General features: G+C 59.7%; 19 protein-coding genes and 1 pseudogene. 3 read left to right on the forward strand and 17 right to left on the reverse strand.

Annotation, left to right across the window (positions count from 1 at the left end; all coding sequences use genetic code 11):
* Nucleotides 1-14: 14 nt before the first annotated feature.
* Complete coding sequence (locus CLM71_RS15285; protein WP_158684824.1) at nt 15-560, reverse strand: fimbrial protein; 546 nt, start codon at nt 558-560, stop codon at nt 15-17.
* A 78-nt stretch (nt 561-638) separates the two neighbouring features.
* Nucleotides 639-1,160 (reverse strand): fimbrial protein, encoded by a 522-nt coding sequence (locus CLM71_RS15290; protein ID WP_105231781.1) that lies wholly within the window; start codon nt 1,158-1,160, stop codon nt 639-641.
* 502 nt (nt 1,161-1,662) lie between these two features.
* On the opposite strand from CLM71_RS15290, the gene CLM71_RS15295 reads away from it, so the two are divergent.
* Together CLM71_RS15295 and CLM71_RS15300 are read left to right on the forward strand one after the other, a co-directional pair.
* Complete coding sequence (locus tag CLM71_RS15295) at nt 1,663-2,568, forward strand: winged helix-turn-helix domain-containing protein (RefSeq protein ID WP_105231782.1); 906 nt, start codon at nt 1,663-1,665, stop codon at nt 2,566-2,568.
* Between the two features lies 1 nt (nt 2,569).
* On the forward strand, nt 2,570-3,043 hold the full coding sequence (locus CLM71_RS15300) for a FidL-like protein (RefSeq protein ID WP_105231783.1): 474 nt from the start codon (nt 2,570-2,572) through the stop codon (nt 3,041-3,043).
* Between the two features lie 53 nt (nt 3,044-3,096).
* On the opposite strand, the gene CLM71_RS15305 is transcribed toward CLM71_RS15300, so the two are convergent.
* From CLM71_RS15305 to CLM71_RS15345, 9 genes are all read right to left on the reverse strand, one after another.
* Nucleotides 3,097-4,356, reverse strand: coding sequence for a DUF2254 domain-containing protein (locus CLM71_RS15305; RefSeq protein WP_234008586.1), 1,260 nt, complete (start codon nt 4,354-4,356; stop codon nt 3,097-3,099).
* Nucleotides 4,357-4,542: 186 nt separating this feature from the next.
* Nucleotides 4,543-5,976, reverse strand: a complete 1,434-nt coding sequence (locus CLM71_RS15310) for a 6-phospho-beta-glucosidase (protein WP_105231785.1) — start codon at nt 5,974-5,976, stop codon at nt 4,543-4,545.
* Nucleotides 5,977-5,988: 12 nt separating this feature from the next.
* Nucleotides 5,989-7,884 (reverse strand): glucose PTS transporter subunit IIA, encoded by a 1,896-nt coding sequence (locus CLM71_RS15315; RefSeq protein WP_105231786.1) that lies wholly within the window; start codon nt 7,882-7,884, stop codon nt 5,989-5,991.
* Nucleotides 7,885-8,126: 242 nt separating this feature from the next.
* Entirely contained in the window at nt 8,127-9,047 is a 921-nt protein-coding gene (locus CLM71_RS15320; RefSeq protein ID WP_105231787.1) for a LacI family DNA-binding transcriptional regulator, read from the reverse strand.
* Nucleotides 9,048-9,252: 205 nt separating this feature from the next.
* Nucleotides 9,253-9,576, reverse strand: a complete 324-nt coding sequence (locus CLM71_RS15325) for a PTS lactose/cellobiose transporter subunit IIA (protein WP_105231788.1) — start codon at nt 9,574-9,576, stop codon at nt 9,253-9,255.
* Nucleotides 9,576-10,967, reverse strand: a complete 1,392-nt coding sequence (locus tag CLM71_RS15330) for a glycoside hydrolase family 1 protein (RefSeq protein ID WP_105231789.1) — start codon at nt 10,965-10,967, stop codon at nt 9,576-9,578. The genes CLM71_RS15325 and CLM71_RS15330 overlap by 1 nt, the downstream gene beginning before the upstream one ends.
* 14 nt (nt 10,968-10,981) lie before the next feature.
* Entirely contained in the window at nt 10,982-12,304 is a 1,323-nt protein-coding gene (locus CLM71_RS15335; protein ID WP_105231790.1) for a PTS sugar transporter subunit IIC, read from the reverse strand.
* Complete coding sequence (locus CLM71_RS15340; RefSeq protein WP_054307116.1) at nt 12,301-12,624, reverse strand: PTS sugar transporter subunit IIB; 324 nt, start codon at nt 12,622-12,624, stop codon at nt 12,301-12,303. The genes CLM71_RS15335 and CLM71_RS15340 overlap by 4 nt, the downstream gene beginning before the upstream one ends.
* Nucleotides 12,625-12,854: 230 nt before the next feature.
* The gene (locus CLM71_RS15345) at nt 12,855-13,484 is read right to left on the reverse strand and encodes a hypothetical protein (protein ID WP_105233431.1); all 630 of its coding nucleotides are present in this window, start codon (nt 13,482-13,484) and stop codon (nt 12,855-12,857) included.
* Between the two features lie 76 nt (nt 13,485-13,560).
* On the opposite strand from CLM71_RS15345, the gene CLM71_RS15350 reads away from it, so the two are divergent.
* Entirely contained in the window at nt 13,561-14,517 is a 957-nt protein-coding gene (locus CLM71_RS15350) for a LysR family transcriptional regulator (RefSeq protein WP_105231791.1), read from the forward strand.
* Here CLM71_RS15350 and alkB read toward each other — a convergent pair.
* The 6 genes and pseudogenes from alkB to citX all read right to left on the reverse strand — a co-directional run bounded on the left by alkB (nt 14,495) and on the right by citX (nt 20,311).
* Nucleotides 14,495-15,142 (reverse strand): DNA oxidative demethylase AlkB, encoded by a 648-nt coding sequence (gene alkB / locus CLM71_RS15355; protein ID WP_105233433.1) that lies wholly within the window; start codon nt 15,140-15,142, stop codon nt 14,495-14,497. The genes CLM71_RS15350 and alkB overlap by 23 nt on opposite strands.
* A gap of 100 nt (nt 15,143-15,242) precedes the next feature.
* Nucleotides 15,243-15,938 (reverse strand): 4'-phosphopantetheinyl transferase, encoded by a 696-nt coding sequence (locus CLM71_RS15360; RefSeq protein ID WP_105231792.1) that lies wholly within the window; start codon nt 15,936-15,938, stop codon nt 15,243-15,245.
* Between the two features lie 97 nt (nt 15,939-16,035).
* The gene (gene agp / locus CLM71_RS15365; RefSeq protein WP_105231793.1) at nt 16,036-17,265 is read right to left on the reverse strand and encodes a bifunctional glucose-1-phosphatase/inositol phosphatase; all 1,230 of its coding nucleotides are present in this window, start codon (nt 17,263-17,265) and stop codon (nt 16,036-16,038) included.
* A gap of 141 nt (nt 17,266-17,406) precedes the next feature.
* Nucleotides 17,407-18,869: pseudogene (locus CLM71_RS15370) on the reverse strand (anion permease).
* Between the two features lie 25 nt (nt 18,870-18,894).
* Complete coding sequence (gene citG, locus CLM71_RS15375) at nt 18,895-19,785, reverse strand: triphosphoribosyl-dephospho-CoA synthase CitG (RefSeq protein WP_105231794.1); 891 nt, start codon at nt 19,783-19,785, stop codon at nt 18,895-18,897.
* Nucleotides 19,763-20,311, reverse strand: a complete 549-nt coding sequence (gene citX, locus CLM71_RS15380) for a citrate lyase holo-[acyl-carrier protein] synthase (RefSeq protein WP_105231795.1) — start codon at nt 20,309-20,311, stop codon at nt 19,763-19,765. Before citX ends, citG begins: the two co-directional genes overlap by 23 nt.
* Between the last annotated feature and the right edge of the window lies 1 nt (nt 20,312).

Below are 20,312 nucleotides of genomic sequence, written 5' to 3' on the forward strand. Positions count from 1 at the left end.
CTTATGACGACGAATCAGTAATAATCGAGCTTGAATCTGATGGTTGAAAAATAATCGCCGGTACGCAGCGTTTTTTTATCCCCAATCAGCCTGATGAAATAATTCAGCTGCATATTTCCCGAGTGAATGTCGCTCTTTGGCATCGCTACGCCAGGCGCGGCAACATTGCCTTGTTCGTCGCTGATTTGGATGGCCAGACCCCGTGCCTCGCCCTGCAGGCCGAACCCGTTGCCTTCCGTCGGCCCGTCAAACGTGATTTGAAAATATTGCCAGTCAGGCAGCCTTGAGGTGTATCTTTCCAGCGAACAGTTAACGAGGCGCACGCTAAAAGGAATGGCGCTACCCTGCCCCTGACTGACAATCTGACTGACGGGAACCGTCCCCATATCGACCGTTTGATCGCGTTCTCCGGCCGCAATCGCACAGGCGCTGTCAATAATCGCCCCGCCCATATGCACCGTTCCCCGGCCGGATAAACCGGCAAACGCGACAGGGCCCATGGCCAGCATGCCCAACAACAATAAAAGAACCACAGTTATCCAGGGTTTCAACCAACGCATCACGTTTCCACCACACAATCCTTTATGGGATAACATGCGGGTATCGCTACCCGCATGTGTTCATTTACGTACTGGCTATTACTGGTAAGACATGGTGAAGTCAGCAACGCTGGTGAAATCACCCGGGACCACGGCTGCAGACGCGCCGTCACCCTGCAGGTAAGCGCCGAAACGCAGAATGTTTTTACCTTCGGTCAGCTTGTGTGCGGCAGTCGCAGTGCCCAGTTTGATTGGTTTACCTTCGGTATCCACCAGCGCGATGCTGGCGCCTTTCGCGGTGCCGTTGATTTCCAGGCGGCCGTCGCTGTTTTCAACGCCGGTAAAGGTCAGAGAAACGGTGCTCTTATCTTTTTCCAGCTCGCAGTTTTCCAGCAGTACCTGGAACTCTTTCTTGACGGATTTACCGCCGTCTTTCAGTACCACTTTAGAGATCTGCCCCAGGTCGACAGTTTGATCGACGGTTTCTGGCGAGATGGAACATGGCGCATCAATAATCGCTCCTTTGAAATTAACCACCCCTTGCCCCTGATTGCCTGCGTGCGCCATGGTTGAAGCACCGAATACCAATACGCTGGCCATCATGATTTTGTTTAATTTCATTTGTTAAATTCCTTATTAAATTCCAATGTAATGTCATGGTTGTGCATTATTAATGCGCATTGTCATGCCTCCCTGCCTTCTCTGCATATCGCCTCATTTTTACGCAATGAAAGTGATATGCATTTAGAATCAACCTATAAACAGAAGAATTTTCTCATTCCATTATTAGAGAATTTTTACCTCTGAATGTCAGGAAACAGACTCCCATCAAACAGGTATACAGGTCTGCCGTGACAGCGATGACAATGATAGACACACCGACAACAACCAGCAAAACATGCCTTAAACAAGTAAACATATAGTTTTTTACACCACAAAAACATAAACACATAGATTTTAATAATGGACACTAAGTTTTTATTTATGCCATAGAGTTTTTTTAACCAGGCTAAAGTTTAGCTGGATTATATTAAGTGAAAATATTTACCATAGTGACTTGACGGTCATTTGCCGAGTGTATAACCCTATAAACATTATTATAACTAGGAATCATCCTATCCTTATGAAATACATAATAAATCTGATTGTCGTTTATACACCATCGGAAAAAACGCTCGCTTTACATAACGACCCGTCGCAAAAAGTGAATCTGTCGAATCCGGCTAATCGCTTACTGCTGGAGTTAATCAGGTACAATGGAAAAACGCTGGAGCGAGAAACGTTATTGCATAACGTATGGGAGGAGTATGGTTTTACCGGTTCCAACAGCAACTTAAACACCTATATCAGCGAACTGCGGAAATCATTTTCCAGCCTCAGTGAAAACATAAAAATCATCACCACCGTCCCTAAGGTCGGCTTTCGTCTGGAAGCAGAAATAGAACCGGCATTACACCCTGATGCACATGCGGAAACGCGTGCCGACGCCGAGGTGGTCGCTCAACGCACCACCTCACCGCCACAGGAAGAGCTGGAAATGAGTGAGGATAAAAGAAACAACGCTGATCGACAGTACAGCGGCGTTAATAATAAAGCGGCTCCCGTAGAGGCATCAACACACACGCCGCCGGCAGTGCCAAACAGCTCCCGCCAGCGCAGCTATAAACTCGGTGTGGTCATGGCCATGGCATTCGCGTTAATCGCCTGGCTGGGGTATGCGTATTTTCACACGCCGCGACTGTTGAAGATTGTATCGGAGCCCTATTCCTATCTTTTCACCCTTGGCGGTTGCGAGGTGTACTCGTTGGACTATAAAAACGCCTACAGCAAAAAAACGCTGATCGCCATGGCCAGACAGGATATTGCCCGGGAAAAACTGGACTGCCAACACATCAAAAACGTAATCTTTTATAAAAAAATGTGGGCCGAGGATAAATTCAACGAAGTCACCTTTATGGGCATCTGTTCGGTCACCACCACGGAAAAATACGAACGTTGTTTCACCATCAAAAATTTTGCAGGGAACTAGCATGAAGAAACTGGTCTGTTTTATGGTTAGCCTGATAGCGCTGTTATCGGTTCCCTCTATTCCTGCCAATGCCGCCACGGCGCTGCTGCATTGTGAAGCCGAAATGCTGATCCGTAAAAACGTGACGGAAAACGATCCCATTTCACTGCATGCAAATGCACACTACTTCTTCGACCCGGCAGGGAAAGGCTATGTGGATATTATCGGCACCGTACAAAATAAACGGCAAGCCGCCCATCTGGACAGGATCATTTACTTCACTTACGCCCGCGCCGCGCGCGATGGTTTTTACACCGTGAAATTTACCCACAGCCGGCCCAAACCGCTCGACAATACGCCGCAGGCAATGCTGGATTATTTTTATGAGATCGGCAAGGAAACGCCCGGTTACCCGGTGGATATCTCAAAACTGAACGAGAACCTGATCCTGTTCAGCCATTTGTCCTTCCCCACCATGCTGTGCCAGAAGATCTGAATCTCCTTCGCGGCCGGGCTGACCGGCCGCTGCCTGCAACGGGGAGAAGCGGTTCAGTGATTGTCTAACCCCGATTGGCGTATCCATGCATGGAGTCTGGCGCAATCTTGCTGCGACACCATCTGTTTTTCAGCCAGTTGCTGAATGATGGCGACATATCTGCGCACGTCCGCAGCAAAAACGGCCGTATTCATCCGATCGAGCGCCTGTAATCCTTTGAGCAAACGGAGTTGTACCTCAATCAGCGCTGCGCCATCGCGAGCTATGGGATTCACAATGTCATCGAAAAGATCTGCCGTCACGATCGGTTTGACCCACACGTTGTGATAGATCACCGCGTCAGGTTCCGGCTTGTTTCTGCCCCATACCGCCAACAGTCTCACCGCGCGGCCGATAACATCAATCGCCGTGCCGGGGTCGTTAACGGCCGGCGACAACGCGCGGGAGGCGATCTCCGCCAACACAGCAAGGCCAAAGCGAGGATCCTGATCAAACGAGCGCTCCGCTCCGATGGTGATGGCAGCCAATAGTGCTGCCGTCTCAAGGTCAGTATCTGGTGCAACGATCCAGCCCACAGGATGCCCCGGATGCACAAAGGCGCCGGTCTGGCAGGCCAAATAAAGCTCCCCTTCAATTTCTTGCAGCCGGTCATCCAGCATCTGCATATCAATATGCTGAATATACCCAATTTCTGTCGGATAGAGCGCGATGGCATCCGCAGGAGAGTGCTGAGGGGATAACCACGCGTTGCCCCCCATGTAAGGGATGTTAACACGGTTTTCCAGCGCATTGCGCGCCGCCTCTTCCACCCGCGACGTCGTTTCCCCTACGCGCCCCAATAATGAAAGATGCTGGATCCAGCGCAAGAGCGTGATAACGATTAATGCAATGACCAGCAGCGTAACAACGAATAATACAACCCGCCCCCGCTCCCCATAGGCGCCCATACTCAGCGCCACAATCCCGACCAGGCTGAACAGGAAGGAGCCGATAAAGGTCGCCAGGACGTTTTGCGTGGTGCTGTCTTCCATCACCAGCCGCGTCGCGCGCGGCGTCACGCTGGTGGTTGCCGAGCTGTAGGCGGACACCATAATATTTAATGAAAATGTCGTTACCGCCAGCATGCTGGACGCCAGAATATTGAGGATATTATCTACCGCATCGGCGCCGACCATGCCGCCGATGCTGGCAGGAATAAATGGTTTAATGACAATGGAAACTAACGCTGAAATGACGGCCAGAAGCGCGAATAAGCATGCGCGAAACCAGAGTTTGCGCGTTAACTGGCTAAACAGCCAATGCCATTTTGACATGGTAAACAATCCGTTGTGAGCACATGCTAATCACTATAGCCCAGACTGTTTCATCTGCACCACGTTTCGCGCCGGCCAGAATCCCGTCGTTTTATGCCGTTATCACCACCGGGAGATAAAAAAACCTGCCGCCGGGGCAGGTTTTTCAGTATGACGTCCGCTACCAATAGCGAGGTGGCTCCACGATTAAAGGGTTTCACCGTTAGAGGCAATCACCCCCTGATACCAGTAGAACGACTTCTTGCGCGAACGTGACTGATCGCCGGTGCCGTCATCATGTTTGTTCACATAGATAAAGCCATAGCGTTTGCTGTACTGGCCGGTGGTAAAGGAAACGCAGTCGATGCAGCCCCACGGCGTATAGCCCAGCAGCTCCACCCCGTCATAGCTGACGGCCTTGCCCATTTCGGCGATATGCGACTTCAGGTAGTCGATGCGGTAATCATCATTGATGCTGCCGTCGTCTTCCACCTTGTCGTAGGCGCCGAAGCCGTTTTCGACGATAAACAGCGGCTTCTGATAACGCTCATACAGCTCGCACAGCGCATAGCGCAGGCCGACCGGGTCAATCTGCCAGCCCCAGTCGGAGGCTTTGACGTGCGGATTCGGTACGCTGCCCTCAAAGCCGGAAATGGCGTCACCCTCGCCGCCGGCGGCCTGCACCGCGTTGGTCATGTAGTAGCTGAAGCCCAGATAGTCGCAGCAGCCTTCGCGCAGAATCTGCTCGTCGCCCGCTTCCATCCTGATGTTGAAGCCGCGTCGCTGCCACTCGTTCAGTACGTAGGACGGATAATAGCCGCGCAGCTGCACATCGGTGAAGACATAGCGTTCGCGCATGGATTCCTGCGCATACATCACATCTTCCGGCTTACAGGAGAACGGATACAGCGGCACCATCGCCAGCATGCAGCCGATCTTCATCGTCGGGTTGATGCGGTGGCCGATTTTCACCGCCAGCGCGCTGGCGACAAACTGGTGGTGCAGCACCTGATACATGGTCTCTTCAGGATTATCATGTTCGGTGTACACCACGCCGGAGCAGCAATAGCCGAACAGCGGCGCGCGCCAGTTGCGCTGGTTATTGATCTCGTTGAAGGTCATCCAGTACTTCACCTTGTGTTTGTAACGTTCAAACACCACCTCGGCGAAGCGGACGAAGAAATCGACTACCTGACGGTTGGTCCAGCCGCCATACTGCTGCACCAGATGCAGCGGCATTTCGAAATGCGACAGGGTGATGACCGGCTCAATATTGTGCTTGAGCATCTCGTCGAACATGTCGTCGTAGAAACGCAGCCCCTCTTCATTCGGCTCCGCCTCATCACCCTTGGGGAAAATGCGCGTCCAGGCAATCGAGGTGCGGAAGCATTTGAACCCCATCTCGGCGAACAGTTTGATGTCATCTTTGTAGTGATGATAGAAATCCACCGCCTCATGGTTCGGGTAATATTTGCCCGGCACCACTTCCTGGGTGATCTCGCGTGGCACGCCGTGCGCGCCGCCGGTCAGCACATCACAAATGCTCGGGCCTTTGCCGCCCTGATCCCAACCACCTTCAACCTGGTGTGCGGCAACCGCGCCGCCCCAAAGAAAATCCTGCGGAAATACGCTTTTCATCATCGCTCCTGTTTGTTACCCAATCTGCATAACCGGCTGCCCGCAGGCAACCTCTCTGTTTACGTCCAGCAGGCGCACCGCGAACTCATCGCTGTTCAGCACCACAAACGGCGTGGTCACGTCATACCCCGCCGCTTCTATCGCCTGCTGCTCAAAGCGGATCAGCGGGTCGCCCGCTTTCACCTGCTGGCCCACCGCCACCAGCGTGTCAAAATGCTGCCCCTGCAGCTTGACCGTATCCAGCCCGACGTGGATCAGCAATTCGGCGCCGTTGGCGCAGGTCAGCCCGACCGCATGCCGGCTGTCGATCACCGAGGAGACCACCGCGTCGCAGGGCGCCAGGATCTGACCGTCCACCGGACGGATCGCCACGCCTTCGCCCAGCAATTTCTGCGCAAAGCTGGGATCGTTCACCTGCTCCAACGGCACATAATGCCCCGCCGCCGGGGACAGCAGCGTCACCGCCTGCGGCTGCGCCGCCGGCTCATCAGCCGCAGGCGTTTCTGGCGTCTTTGGTGCCGCAGGCGCCGCGCCGCCCGCCGCCAACGGCGGATCGTCAAAGCCCACCGCGTACACCATCGCCATGGTGCTGATTATCGCCGTAGCAACGCCCGCCAGTTCGCCGATAAACGACATCGGGTTCTCCGGGCTGATAGCGTTTACCACGGTCAGCAGGCTGGGTAATCCAGCATAAGCATAGTAGTAACTGCCGAAGAAGCTGGTGACCAAAGCGCCCAGCGCGCCGCCGATACAGCCGCAGATAAACGGCTTTTTCAGGCGCAGGGTCACACCGTACAGCGCTGGTTCAGTAATGCCGAACACGCCGGTGACGCCGGCGGAAAGCGCGGTAGTTTTAAACTGCGGGTTGCGTGATTTAAAGCCGACGGCCAATGCCGCCGCCATCTGCGCCACCACCGCAATGGTCTGGAAAGCCTGAAAAGAGTCGCGGCCGTGCGCATCAAAGTTGGCCATCACCACCGGCGTAATCCCCCAGTGCACGCCGAAGATCACCACCATTTGCCATACGCCGCCGATCAGCGCGGCGGCCAGCGCCGGCGCGGTGTCAAACAGCCAGTTGTAGCCGCCGGCAATGGCGAACGCCGCCGAACTGGTGATCGGGCCGATCAGCAACAGCGTAAACGGCACCATAATCAGCATGCAGACCAGCGGGGTAAATAATTCGTTGACGACGTCGGGGATCGCGCGGCGGGCATATTTTTCCACGTATGACAGGCACCAGATCATAAAGATCGGCGGCAGCACCGACGAGGTGTACACCGTTTCCGCCAGCGGCAGGCCGAGGAAGTGGATCGCTTCGCCCTGCGCGATACGCGCGGCGATGGCGCCCCACTCAGGATTAATCAGCGCGCAGCTGCACAGCACCGCGATAAAGGTGTTACAGCGGAAAAAGCGCGACGCGGTAATGGCAATCAGCACCGGCAGAAAGGCAAACGGCGTCCAGGACATAAAGTTGAGCACCTCGAAGGTGCCGCCGTTCGCCAGCTGCGGCGCAAAATGTCTGGCGACGATCAGGCCGCCCTGCAGGATGCCCGCCGCCGCCAGCACAAACACGATCGGCGCGAAAATCGCCGACATGGAGCCGATGACCGCGTCCAGCAGCCGGACTTTCGCGCCTTCGGTTTTTAGCTGGCTCTGATCGACCAGGCCGGAAAAAGCGTCAAACACCTCCGCCACATGTACGCCGATCACCACCTGAAACTGTCCGCCGCTCTGCACCACCATGATGACGCCCGGCAGCTGTTTAATCCGCTCCGCCGCCTGCGGCGGCGTCTCCTTCAGCACCAGCCGCAGACGGGTGGCGCAACGGGTAAAACTGACCAGATTATCCTGCCCGCCGACCTCCGCCAGAATATCGCCGGCCAACTGGGCATAGTTTCTTATTTTCGTCATTATTTTAATACCTTATCGTAAAGGTTATGACTTCCGCCTACGTGTTTCTCAAAAATGAAACCGGTTGCAGAATAAGTGGGAGGCTTCTTTTCTGCAACCGGTTTCAGTGAGAAGTGTGTCAGGGATAACAGTTTGCGGCGCGCGGCCATGAGCGACGGCGGCAGAGCGGCGTCGCTGCGGGAGACACAAAAAAATAGCGGGGAGAAACGGCCGCCCGCCAGAACGACGGGGGCTGCGGCGCGTCAGCGCGCCGTCAGGCTGCCGCGCAGTAAACCAGGCTCTTCTGCGCCGCTCAGCAGCGCCAGCGCACGCTGCGCCAGCGCATCCAGCGAATACTCAATCGACGGCACCGTCGGCGCGCCGGGCCACTGCAGCGAACCGTCCAGACTGAACACCATCACCTGCGCCGGCACCTGACGCTGATACTGCGCCAGCACCGTCAGCGCCTCCTGCGCCTGACAGTCGTCGGTCACCAGCAGCGCATTAAACGGCATCGTGCTGTTGAGCAGGCGCTGCAGCGCAATGCGCGTCACCGCTTCGTCTTCCACCACCAGCTGGCGGTTATAGGGGATAAGGTGCGTTTCCAGCGCGTGGCAATAGCCCTGCAGCACCTGTTCGGCGGCGTCGCCGGCGGCAAAGTTAATCAGGGCGATCTGCCGCCGCTGCTGGCTAGCGAGGTAATGCACCGCGGTTTCTGCCGCAAACTGGTGGTCAAAACCCACGCTTTTCGCCGTGGACGCGGTGACGCAGTCCAGACACACCGTGCTGTCCGGCAGCGGCGGCAGCGCAAAACGCGCGCCGACCACGATCAGCGCATCGCACCAGCCGCTGCTCAGCTCCGCCGCCGCGGCCGCCAGCGCGGCGGCGTCGTTGGCGAAACGCAGCAGCAGATGCTTCTGCTGACGGCTCAGCTGCTTCTCCAGCGCCTGGAGATAACCGGTCGCCTGCTGAATATGTTCCGTGGCGCAAATCACGCCGATACAGCCGGTGCTCTGGCTGGTGAGCGACTGGGCGACGGCGTTCGGACGATAGTTCAACGTTTCCACCGCCCGCAGCACCGCCTGCCGGCTCTCTTCCTTTACCCCGCGACTGCCGCTCAGCACCCGGGACACCGTGGCTTTCGATACCTGCGCCAGGCGGGAAACATCATTGATATTGGCCATAACTGCGGGTCTTCCTGCTGATAGAGAAAAACGGGCCGGCGGCCCGCTACAGACGACTGATAAAGCCAACTATTAGGGAGAGCGTGACGATGGGGTCGTAGCGGCGTAAGCCGCCGAAGCGCCCCTCGTTACGCTAGGCCCGGGTATCACGAATCATCAGACGACGTTGTCATCAACCTCAAACGGGCCGGCGGCCCGCTAGTGATTATCCCTGAGCCGATGGCCGTTGTCGTTGATAAAGTTCGACCATTTCGGCAATCAGTTCCCGCGCCAGTATCGCATTCATCAGATGATCCTGCGCATGCACCATAATCAGCGTCATCGGCGTTTTGCCCTCACCGCCGTCCTGCTCAATCAGCCGGGTCTGCACCCGGTGTGCGGCGCGGGAAAACTCATCGGCCTGCTGCAGCTGCGTCTGCGCCAGTGCAAAATCGCCGTCGCGCGCCGCCTGCAGCGCGCTGAAACACAGGCTGCGCGTCTGGCCGGCATTGACGATAATCTCCATCACCGTACTTTCCAAATCGTCCATCAGCGTTGCTCCTCAAAACCGTTGGCGGCGGCGGTTGCGGCGAACCATTCGCCGCTTTTCTTGATAGTGCGCTGCTGGCTCGCCAGATCCAGCTGCACAAAGCCATAGCGGTTCTTGTAGGCGTTGCTCCATGACCAGTTATCGATAAAGGTCCACATATGGTAGCCCAGGCAGCGGCTGCCCTCGCTGATGCCCCGGTGCACCCACTGCAGATGCTCGCGGATAAAATCGATGCGGTAGTCGTCCTGAATCTGCCCGTTCTGCTCAAAACGCCGTTCATCCTCCACGCCCATGCCGTTCTCGGAAATAAAGCAGCGTGGGTTGCCGTAGTTTTCCCGCAGGTTGGTCAAAATATCGTAGATGCCCTTTTCGTAAATCTCCCAGCCGCGGTACGGATTCATCTTGCGGCCCGGCATCGCATAGTGGCTGAAAAACCACTCCGGCATAAACGGACTGTCCGGATTGACCAGGCTGTCGCGGCACTGAATGCGGCGCGGCTGGTAATAGTTAATGCCCAGCAGATCCACCACGCCCTGCGCCAGCAATGCGGCGTCCTCCGCCTGGCATGGCGGCAGTTGGTCATGCTGACGCAGCAGCGCCACCAGCTCCTGCGGGTAGCTGCCGCGCAGCGCCGGGTCGAGGAAACTGCGGTTAAACATCAGATCGGCAACATGCGCCGCCTGCACATCGGCCGGGTTGGCGGAGCGCGGATAGGAAGGCGTCAGATTGAGGATGATGCCGATCTCCCCGTCCTGCCCGCGGGCGCGGTAGTTCCGCACCGCCAGCGCGTGCGCCAGCATGGTGTGGTAGGCCACCGTCGCGGCGCGCCTGAAGTCCACCACGTTCGGGTAGTGGAAGTCATACAGATAGCCGCCCTCCACCGGCACAATCGGCTCGTTAAAGGTAAACCAGTGCTTGACCCGGTCGCCGAACAGGCGGAAACAGACATCGGCAAACTCGGCATAGGCCTGCACCACTTCACGGCTTTCCCAGCCGCCCTGCTGCTGCATCGCCAGCGGCATATCAAAGTGAAACAGGTTGATAAACGGCGTAATGCCCTGCGCCAACATCTCGTCAATCACCTGGTTATAAAACGCCACCGCCTGCGGATTAACCTCGCCGCGCCCCTGCGGGATCAGCCGCGCCCAGGGAATGGAGGTGCGGAAACTGTTGTGGTTCAGCCGTTTCAGCAACGCGATGTCATCGCGCCAGCAGCGGTAGAAATCCGAGGTTTGCTGCGGGCCGACCTGCTGGTGAAAACGCTCCGGCTGCAGCCGGAACCACTCGTCCCAGATGGTGGCGCTTTTGCCGAAACTGAGGCTCTCGCCTTCACTCTGCGGCGCCGAACTGGCGCTGCCCCACCAGAAATCTTGCGGGAATGCATATTTCATCACGACCCCTTACGTCAGGAATTAACGGCGGCTTCTCCGCCCTGTGGTTGTTGTTTTTCCTGCTCCTGCTTGAGCAGCGTGCGCTCATAAGCCTTCAGGAACGGGTAATACATCAGCGCCGACAGCACCATGCAGAACAGGCACATCAGCAGCGGGCTTACCGCCCAGTTCGCCGCCCATGAGGCGCCAATCGGCGCCGGCGTGGTCCACGGCGTCAGCGACACCACCTGCGCTACCCAGCCCAGTTTGGTGGCGATATAGGCGAAGGTGGCGTTAATCATCGGCACCAGAATAAACGGCAGGAAAAACACCGGATTCATGATGATCGGCGCACCGAACAGAATCGGCTCGTTGATATTGAACACGCTGGGCACCACGCCCATCTTGCCGATACTGCGCAGATGCGCCGCCCGGCTGCGCAGCAGTAAAAACGCCAGCGGCAACGTAGAGCCGACGCCGCCGATCAGCAGGTAATGGTCCCAGAAGCCCTGCAGGTAGATATGCGGCAGCGGCGCGCCCGCCGCCAGAGCGGTCTGGTTCAGCGCCAGGTTGGTCATCCAGAACGGGTTCATGATGCCGGTGACGATCAGCGCGCCGTGAATACCGGCGAACCACAGCAGTTGGCAGATAAACACGGAAATCAGGATCGCCGGCAGCGAGTCCGAGGCGGACACCAGCGGCTGCAGCAGATGCATAATCGCCTGGGGAATGATCATGCCGGTGTAGCTCTGCACCAGCAGATTAAGCGGATGCAGGGTGGCGACGATCGCCACCACCGGGATCAGGATCTCAAACGATCGCGCGACGCCGGTCGGCACCTCCTGCGGCAACCGGATGGTGATATTGTGCCGCTTCAGCCAGGCGTACAGTTCACCGGCATACAGCGCGGTAATGATAGCGGTGAAAATCCCCTCGCCGGAGAAATACTGCGTATCGATCACGCCGTCGCGGTACGGCGCCGCCACCAGTAAAAACGCCATCAGCGCCAGCAGGCCGGTCATGATCGGGTCCAGTTTATGGTGCCGCCCCAGGCTGGCGCCGATCCCCACCGAGATAAAGAAAGTCATCACCCCCATGCTGAGGTGAAACGGCAGCATCAGCTGTTCACGGTATTGCAGTGAAAAATTCAGCCAGCCGCGGGCGAACGCCCAGCTGCTGTCGGCGGAGAACGGCGGAAAGATAAACACCAGCATAAATGAGCCGATGATCATAAACGGCAGCGCGGAGACAAAGCCGTCGCGGATGGCAATCACATGGCGTTGCTGGCCGACGCTGCCGGCCAGCGGCGTCACCTTCTGCTCGATAAGGTTGACCATCGCCTGATAGAGAGAGGTCATGCCGGCTCTCCCTGCTGCGCGATCAGCGCCAGGGCGAAATCCAGCACCTTATCGCCGCGCTGCATGCCGTAATCCATCATATCGATCGCCGCGACCGGAATGCCCTGCTCCGCCGCGCGCGCAGACAGCGCCGGCAGCATATATTTCACCTGCGGCCCCAGCAGCACCACCTGATAGCGGCTGAACTGCTCATCAAATTCCCCCGCGCTATAGGCGGCAATCTCCACCGGCAGATCGCGGCTGGCGGCCTCCGCCGTCATTTTCTTTACCAGCAGACTGGTCGACATCCCCGCAGAACAGCAAAGCATAATTTTCTTCATTGTTATTACCCCAGTGATGGTTGGATGCATTTCTCACCGCCATTGGAAACGATATGGAAACCGGTTTCCAACACCAATAAAAAGGAATGAGAGCGTTCTCAAGCATCAGGAATAAAATAAGGGAAACGGCGTGAGGCGGCTCACAAGTTACGCAAGCGGCAGGCATGACGGCATAAAAAACCCGCAGCACGTGCTACGGGCAGAAAAATTACCGGCGAAATGTCGCGCCGTTATCTGAGATCGTAATAAACCACCAGTTGGCCTTTTTTCATTTTCAGCGCGCTGATAGTCACCTCACCCAGCTCAGCCAGCGAGCGCACGTGGGTGCCGCCGCAGCCGTAGGCCGGCAGATCGCCGAAGCCGACCTGGCGAACGCCGTTTTCCTGCCGCTGACGGCGCGGTAAATCGGCGGCGATCAGGCGCGTCAGCGCCTCCTGCAGCCATGCCTGCTCCAGCGCTTTCACACCGTCGCCGGGCATAAAGGTAATGCGCCCTTCCCCCGGCCAGTGATGCGCCTTCACCGGGCGCCAGCCCTGCGTTTCCCCCAGATAGCCGATCAGATGACCGGCGGAGTGCCAGCGCGCATGCAGTACCCGCAGCCGGCCGTCGACCTCGATATCGATGGCGCCCGGCGGCTGCGGGCGCGCCACCACGTGCAGAATATCCTCACCGCGCGGCACCAGCCGCAGCAGCGGTTCGCCGTTCAGAGTGCCGCCATCGGCCGGCTGTCCGCCGCCCTGCGGATGAAACAGCGTAGCATCCAGCTCCAGCGCATAGTTGCCGTCCTCCAGCGGCTGGCAGGCCAGCACCTGCGCCTGCAACTGCAGTGCATCGCTGTGATAATAATGTCGTTCTGTCATCATTTATTCCCCGGTTAATTGACCCTGCACTCAGTATATTCATGTCATAATCAGAGGATAATCCGTTATCAGAAGAATGGACTTTTGCGCTGTGATCACAAATCAAGCCACCACATTACTGGCCGAGATGGCCGTATTCGTCCAGGTGGCGGAAAGCGGCAGTTTCTCCGCCGCCGCCCGCCAGTTGGGCGCTTCCCCCTCGGCCGTCAGCCGCAGCGTCAGCAAGCTGGAACGGGCGCTGGCGCTGCGCCTGCTGCACCGCACCACCCGTAAGCTGCGCCTGAGCGAGCAGGGAGAAACCGCCCTGCAATACTGCCGGCAGATGCTGGCGGCGGCCGACGCGGTGCTCAGCCTCAGCGGACAAAACGACGCCGAGCCGGAAGGGCTGGTCAGCATCAGCGTGCCGAAAGCGGTCGGCCGCTTTGTGCTGCACCCGCATATGCCGGCATTTTTGCAACGCTACCCCAAGGTGGACGTGCGCCTGCGGCTGGAAGACCGCTATATGGATTTGATTGACGACGGCGTGGATCTGGCGCTGCGCATCACCGACAGCCCGTCGCCGGGGCTGATCGGCCGTAAACTGATGGATATTGAGCACCTGCTGTGCGCCACGCCGCACTATCTGGCGCAGCACGGTACGCCGCAGCAGCCGCAGGCGCTGACGCAGCACAGCTGCATCTATCTGGGAGAGACGCCGAACGACGCGCGCTGGCGCTTCCGCCGGGCAGGCAAGACGCAGACGGTCAACGTGCGCGGGCGCTATGCCGCCAACCACACCGGCGTACGGCTGGATGCGGTCAGACAGCATATCGGCATCGGCAGCCTGCCGTACTTTACCGCCCGACAGGCGCTGGAGGACGGTGAACTGGTGCAGGTGCTGCCGGACTGGGAGTTTCTCAGTAACTATCGCGGCGGGCTGTGGCTGCTGTATGCGCCGACGCCGCACCTGCCCGCCAGGCTGCGGGTGTTTATCGACCATCTGGTCGCCTGCCTGGCGCAGCAGCCGCGTCTTACAGCGCCTTGCGCAAAGTGATGTTGATGCGGTGCGATCCCACCAGCGAGTGGTAGCCCTCCTTCACCGGTAAAATACCGTGGAAGCACAGGCGCGACGGACCGCCCCACACCACCACGTCGCCGTGCGCCAGCGGAATACGCCGCGCCCGGTCGCTGCGCTGCAGGCCGCCGAACTGAAACACCGCCGGCAGCCCGAGCGACACCGATACGATCGGCGCGCCGAAATCGCGCTCGTCTTTATCCTGATGCAGCGACAGCTTGCTGCCGGGGTCGTAACGGTTAATCAGGCAGGAGTCCGGCGTAAAGTGGCCAAAGCCGGCCTGCAGCGCAGCCTCGTCCGCCAGCGCCAGCAGAATGGGCGGGATCGCCGGCCAACGGCGGCCACTGCCCGCGTCGCGTTCGGCGTAGCGGTAGCCGCGGCTGTCGCTGGTCCAGCCGTTGCCGCACCAGCTCATCGCCACCGACATGGTATAGCCGCCGGGCGTGGTCAGATGCCGCCACGGCACCTGCGCCACCACGCCGCGCACCGCCGCCAGCAGCTCGGGGCCGTGGTCGCGGACAAATCCGTGCAGCACCACCGCGCCGGGCGCTATCTCCTCACGCCACGGCGCCGGCAGCGCGTCTTCAAAAAGGTCGATCGTCATCGCCAACACCTGTTTATTTAAACAGTATTTATTGTAGCGGCGAAAATACGCTTGTCCAGCGCTGCCGCAGCCGGCGGCGGAATACATTTAGTTGATTGATTTAAAATAAAATAAATGTGGTTACGTTGTCACCATCAAGCGTAAAGCGTCCGCCAAAACGCCGGCCGGCCGGGCACTGCGGCGTTAAATCCTGCAGCAGCGCCAGCGTAAAGGTCTGCGCCTGCGGATCCAATGCGACGATCTGCGCATCGAGAAAATCAAAGTAGCGCTGCACCTGCGGATAAAGCGCCTTGAACAAGCTCTCTTTGGCGGAGAACGTCAGCGTCAGCGACAGGTTGAACGGCAGCGGCTGTTGCCGCAGCCACGCCTGCTCTGCCGGGTTGACGATCCCGCTCCACAGTTGCTCGGCGCGCTGCATCGGCATCTGCGTTTCCACATCCAGCCCGACGCCGCCGCTATCGGCCGCCGGTGCGACGGCGCATAGCGCGGTATCCGCGTTGTGGCTCAGCGCGCCGACGATGCCGTCAGGCCAGACCGGCGCGCGATCGGCGCCGCGCGCCACCACCCGTTGCGGATGCCCCAACGCCTCCAGCGCCTGGCGCGCCAGCAGACGTCCGGCCAGATACTCCGCGCGGCGCTTCGCCACCGCCGCGGACAGATGGTCAGGGAACGGCAGCGCCGCCTGTTGCCACAGTGCGTCATGGTAGGCCGTCAGGCTGAAACGGCCGCGGATAACCCGGCCGGGAAAGTCGCTGACCGGCAGCCAGCGGATATCGGTAAGAAATGTAGTGAGCACGGCGGTTCCGCAGTTTAGGATCGACGGGGAGCAGTGTAATGCGAGTGACGGGCGGGCGTACAGCCCCTCTCTCACCGGAGAAAGGGGCTATCGGCGCTTACAGCATTGTTTTCATCGCTTTTTCAAAGTCGCTCCAGCTGCAGAAGCCGTCTTTATCGATCGGGCAGCCTTCCAGCGCCATTGTCACCCGCTGCGGCGGATGCTGCAGCGTCAGCTTGTCGGCGTTGCGCAGCTGCTCGGTGGACTGATAGACATACTCAATCTTCAGCAGGTCGCGATCGCCCTGCTTATCGTGCCAGCGCTGGAACACCAGCTTGCCGCCGATCGGCGTTTTTTCATACTGCTGCGGCAGCTGATAAGGTTTGAACTGCATCGCCGACAGCAGAGAGGCGATGTTGGAATCATGCCCCACCAGCACCGTCAGCTTGGGCGCATCGCCCTTCTCCTTACCGATCAGCGCCGAGCTGATGTAGGTCAGCAGCGGCTTGGCGACGTTCTGCGCCACCACCGTCGAAGTGAACAGCGAATCCTGATAGCCGTCTTTCAGCTGTGCCAGCTGCCGCCACTGCTCCGGCGTGGTCACCTTGCCCCACGCCACCTGATCGGCCGGGAAGCCCTCGTAATACTGCAGCATAAAGGCGTCCACCAGCGAGTTGCCCACCCGCAGCGGGCCGGCGACGCCCGGCTCTTTACCCGGCACCGCGCTCATGGTGCTGGTTTCTGCGGTCAGGTCGCACTGCTTGTCGGTTTTACAGGCGCTGGAGTCGGCGTAATCGGTGATTTTCGCCAGCTGCCGGTAGGCGGCATCCAGCTGCAGCGAGTGCAGTTTGTCGTTCATCGCCTTCAGCGCCTGCTGGTTAAACTGCTTGCTGTTATCGGTAATAATCGGGTTAAAGGTCGGGTCCATAGTCCCCATTTTATCCTGATGATGCACCGCCACGTCACAGCCCGGGAACGCGCCGTTGGTAAAGAACTGCGCGGTGGCCACCGTGCGCTGCAGGCTGTTGGCGTACACGTAGACGCTGCCCGGTGTCGGACAGCCCTGCTGCGGCAGCAGGCCGGCCTGCTTCAGCCAGGCGTTGAAATAGTGCCCCATATACACTTCCAGCACCCCGCCCTTGGTGGTCAGCTCACCGCCCGGCGTATCCCACTGCGGCCAGGCCTGCGGCGTTGAGTTAGCCAGCACGCTGCCGTTGTTGGCCAGCGGCGCGCGCAGGTTGTGGCGGCTCATCACCAGCACCTGCTCCAGCTGATAGTCGGCGGTTTCCGCCAACGCCGAGGCGGAAAACAGCAGCGGCAGGCAGAGCAGCATCTTGTTTTTTTTCATCGCGAAGGGTCCCTGTTGTGTGTGTTTTTAATCAGTTAGCCTGACCGGACATCATGGCGGGGTTCGGCAAGAAAAGGTGTGAGGAGGGTCACGCGCGGCGCAATACAGCGGCGGCCCGCTAACGGGCCGCCGGCATCACGCTTAATACCACAGGCTGAGGATCGGCCAGCCGATCAGCAGCAAGGCGGCGATATACAGCACGCCGAGGATCGCCCCCAGCCGCCAGTAGTCTTTCGACTTCACATAGCCGCAGCCGTAGATGATCACCCCCGGCCCGGTGGCGTACGGCGTCAGCACGCCCATCAGGCCGATCGACAGCACCAGCAGAATCGACAGCTGCTCCATCGGCACGCCCGGCAGCCCTTTGCCCACCGCCAGAATCACCGGCAGCATGGTGGCGGTATGGGCCGACAGACTGGCAAACAGATAGTGGGCGAAGTAGAACACCAGCACCAGCGCCACCACGGTCATCGTCGGCGAGAAGTCGCTCAGGTGGGTGCTCATGGTGGTGGCGAACCAGTCAATAAAGCCGGAGCGCGTCAGGCCGTTGGCCATCACCACCAGCGTCGCCAGATTCACCAGCGTATTCCAGGCGCTGGAGTATTGGGTGATCGCCTTCCACGACACCACGTGCAGCGCCAGCATCAGCGACACCGCCAGCAGGCACACCGCCGTGGCGTTCACCACTTTACCGCCGAACACCCACAGGCACAGGCTCAACAGCACCAGGCCGATCAGCGTGTACTCCTGACGGCTCAGTTTGCCCATCTCCGCCAGCGCGCCGTCGGCCCAGCCGGCCACCTCGCTGCTGTGGGTGACGCCCGGTTTATACAGGTAATAGGAGAGCAGCGGCGCGACAATCAGCAGCACCAGCCCCACCGGCAGAAACGCCATAAACCACTGCATCCAACTGATATGTACGCCGGCGATTTTGCTGACAAACTCAATCCCCAGTACGTTCGGCGCCGCGCCGGTGACGAACATCGACGAGCTGAGGCTGGTGCCGACCACCATCATCCACATCAGGTAGCCGCCGATGCGCCGCGACGACGGATCGTTCGGGAACGAGTCAAACAGCGGCGGCAGGTTTTTCACCACCGGGAACACCGTGCCGCCGGTGCGCGCGGTGTTGGACGGAGTAAACGGCGCCAGCAGGATATCGATAATCACCACCGCATAGCCGAGCGTCAGCGTCCGCTTGCCCATAAACTTCACCAGAAACAGCGCGATGCGCCGCCCCAGCCCCGTGACCTCGTAACCGAGCGCAAAGATGAATGCGCCGAACACCAGCCACACCGTGGTGCTGGAAAAGCCGGCCAGCCCCCACTTCAGCGCCTCTTTGCCGGCCTTAAAGCCCGGCCCGGCCAGTTCCTGCGGGCTGAACAGCACCCAGGGCGCGGCCAGCACGCCCACCGTTACCGCAATAAAGCTGATGGCGGTCGCCGGGATCGGCTCCAGGATCATGCCGATAATCATGGCGACAAAAATGGCGAAATAGCGCCACGCCTGCTGCTGATACCGGCAGGCGCCGGTATCAGCAGCAGGATCGCCAGCACCACCAGCGGCGCCAGCGCCTTGGCGAATTTTTGTTTCAACGGACTCATAGAGGTTCTCCTGAACGCAGCATTATTATTCCTGTAAGGCCGGTGGCGATATCTGCGCCAGCAGCCAGGTGACTATCAGCAGGTCGGCGCTGCCGCCGGGGCTGAGATGACGGGCCGTGCACTCGGCGTCAAACCGGCGCAGTCGCGCGATACCGTCTCTGCCGCCGGCGCCGCCCTGCGCCAGTAGCTGCGACGCCCGCTGCTGCAGCCAGCGCAGCCCTTCCATGCCGCCGCGCGCGGCGACATTGGTATCGCCGTTGTGCGCCATCAGCCACAGCAGGCAGTCCTGCAGCGCGCTCTGCGCGTTATCGCCCTGCCGCAGCCGCCGCAGATAGCGTGGTAATGCGCCGTGCAGCACCAGCGGGAAGCCGGCTTCGGCCTCGCCGCGCGCGCCGCTCAGGCCAAACCGGCGGTACAGCCGCTGGCCGGCGCTCTGCCCGGCGTTGTTGCGCTGCAGCTCGCGCACCGTCAGCCCCTGGCAGATAGCCGCCACCTCCGCGCACAGCGCAGCGGGCGTCGGCGACGACAAACGGCCGAATGCGCAGCACAGCAGCCCGAGCGCAAACACGCTGCCCTTGTGGGTGTTGACCCCGCCGGTGGCGTGGAACATATGGTTTTCGCAGGCCAGACCAAGCGGCCGCAGCCGCGCCAGCACGCGATCGGCCGGCAGCGCCGCGTCCTGCCGCCCCTGACGGATAAAGCGCGGCAGCCAGACGCCGATGGCGCGCGCGCTGCGATAGAAATGGCCGATATGCATATCCTGATGCGCCCCGTTGTTGTCGCGGTCGACCAGTCCGGGCTTCGGCGTCAGGTTGACCTCGGTCAGCAAGGCGCGATAGGCATACAGGGCAAAGCGCCGTTCAGCCGCAGACAGCGGCGACGGACTGGCGGAACTAGCGGGCAGCGAGTGCAGCATTGAGCGTCTCCTCCATGGCGGCCAGCAGCCGTTCAACGTCGTGGCGGCGCTGCCGCGCACAGACGCGCGCCGGCCGATCGCACAGCAGACAGCGCCGGGCAGGCAGCCCGCCATCGTCGCGCGACAGAATGCGCCCCTGCGCGTCCAGCACGTCGATATCCCACAGCCGCCCGGCGGGATGCATATCCTCCAGCCGGATGCAGCACTGTTTCACCTGCCGTGCCGCCGCCTGCAGCGACAAAAAACCTTCGCCGCCGCTGGGCAGCCCCTGCGCCTCGGCGCGCAGGCAGCGCCACCCCTGCCGCCGTTGCTCGGCGCGCAGCGCCTGCCAGCCGAGGTTGAAGATGCGCCGCGTCAGCGGGCTGTCTTTCAGCGCGCCCGGCGCCAGCGGCGTCAGCACCACCAGCGTCGCCGGATGGCGCGTCAGCCAGGCCTGCTGACGGTCGCGCCGCCGCTCGCGGGCGGCGAGCAGTTCCGTCAGGCCGACGGCGCGGTTGGCGGCCTGTTCGGGGGGGAGGATCGCCATA

It is taken from the genome of Serratia sp. MYb239 (assembly GCF_002966855.1).
In the GTDB taxonomy this organism is placed as follows: Bacteria; Pseudomonadota; Gammaproteobacteria; order Enterobacterales; family Enterobacteriaceae; genus Serratia_B; species Serratia_B rhizosphaerae.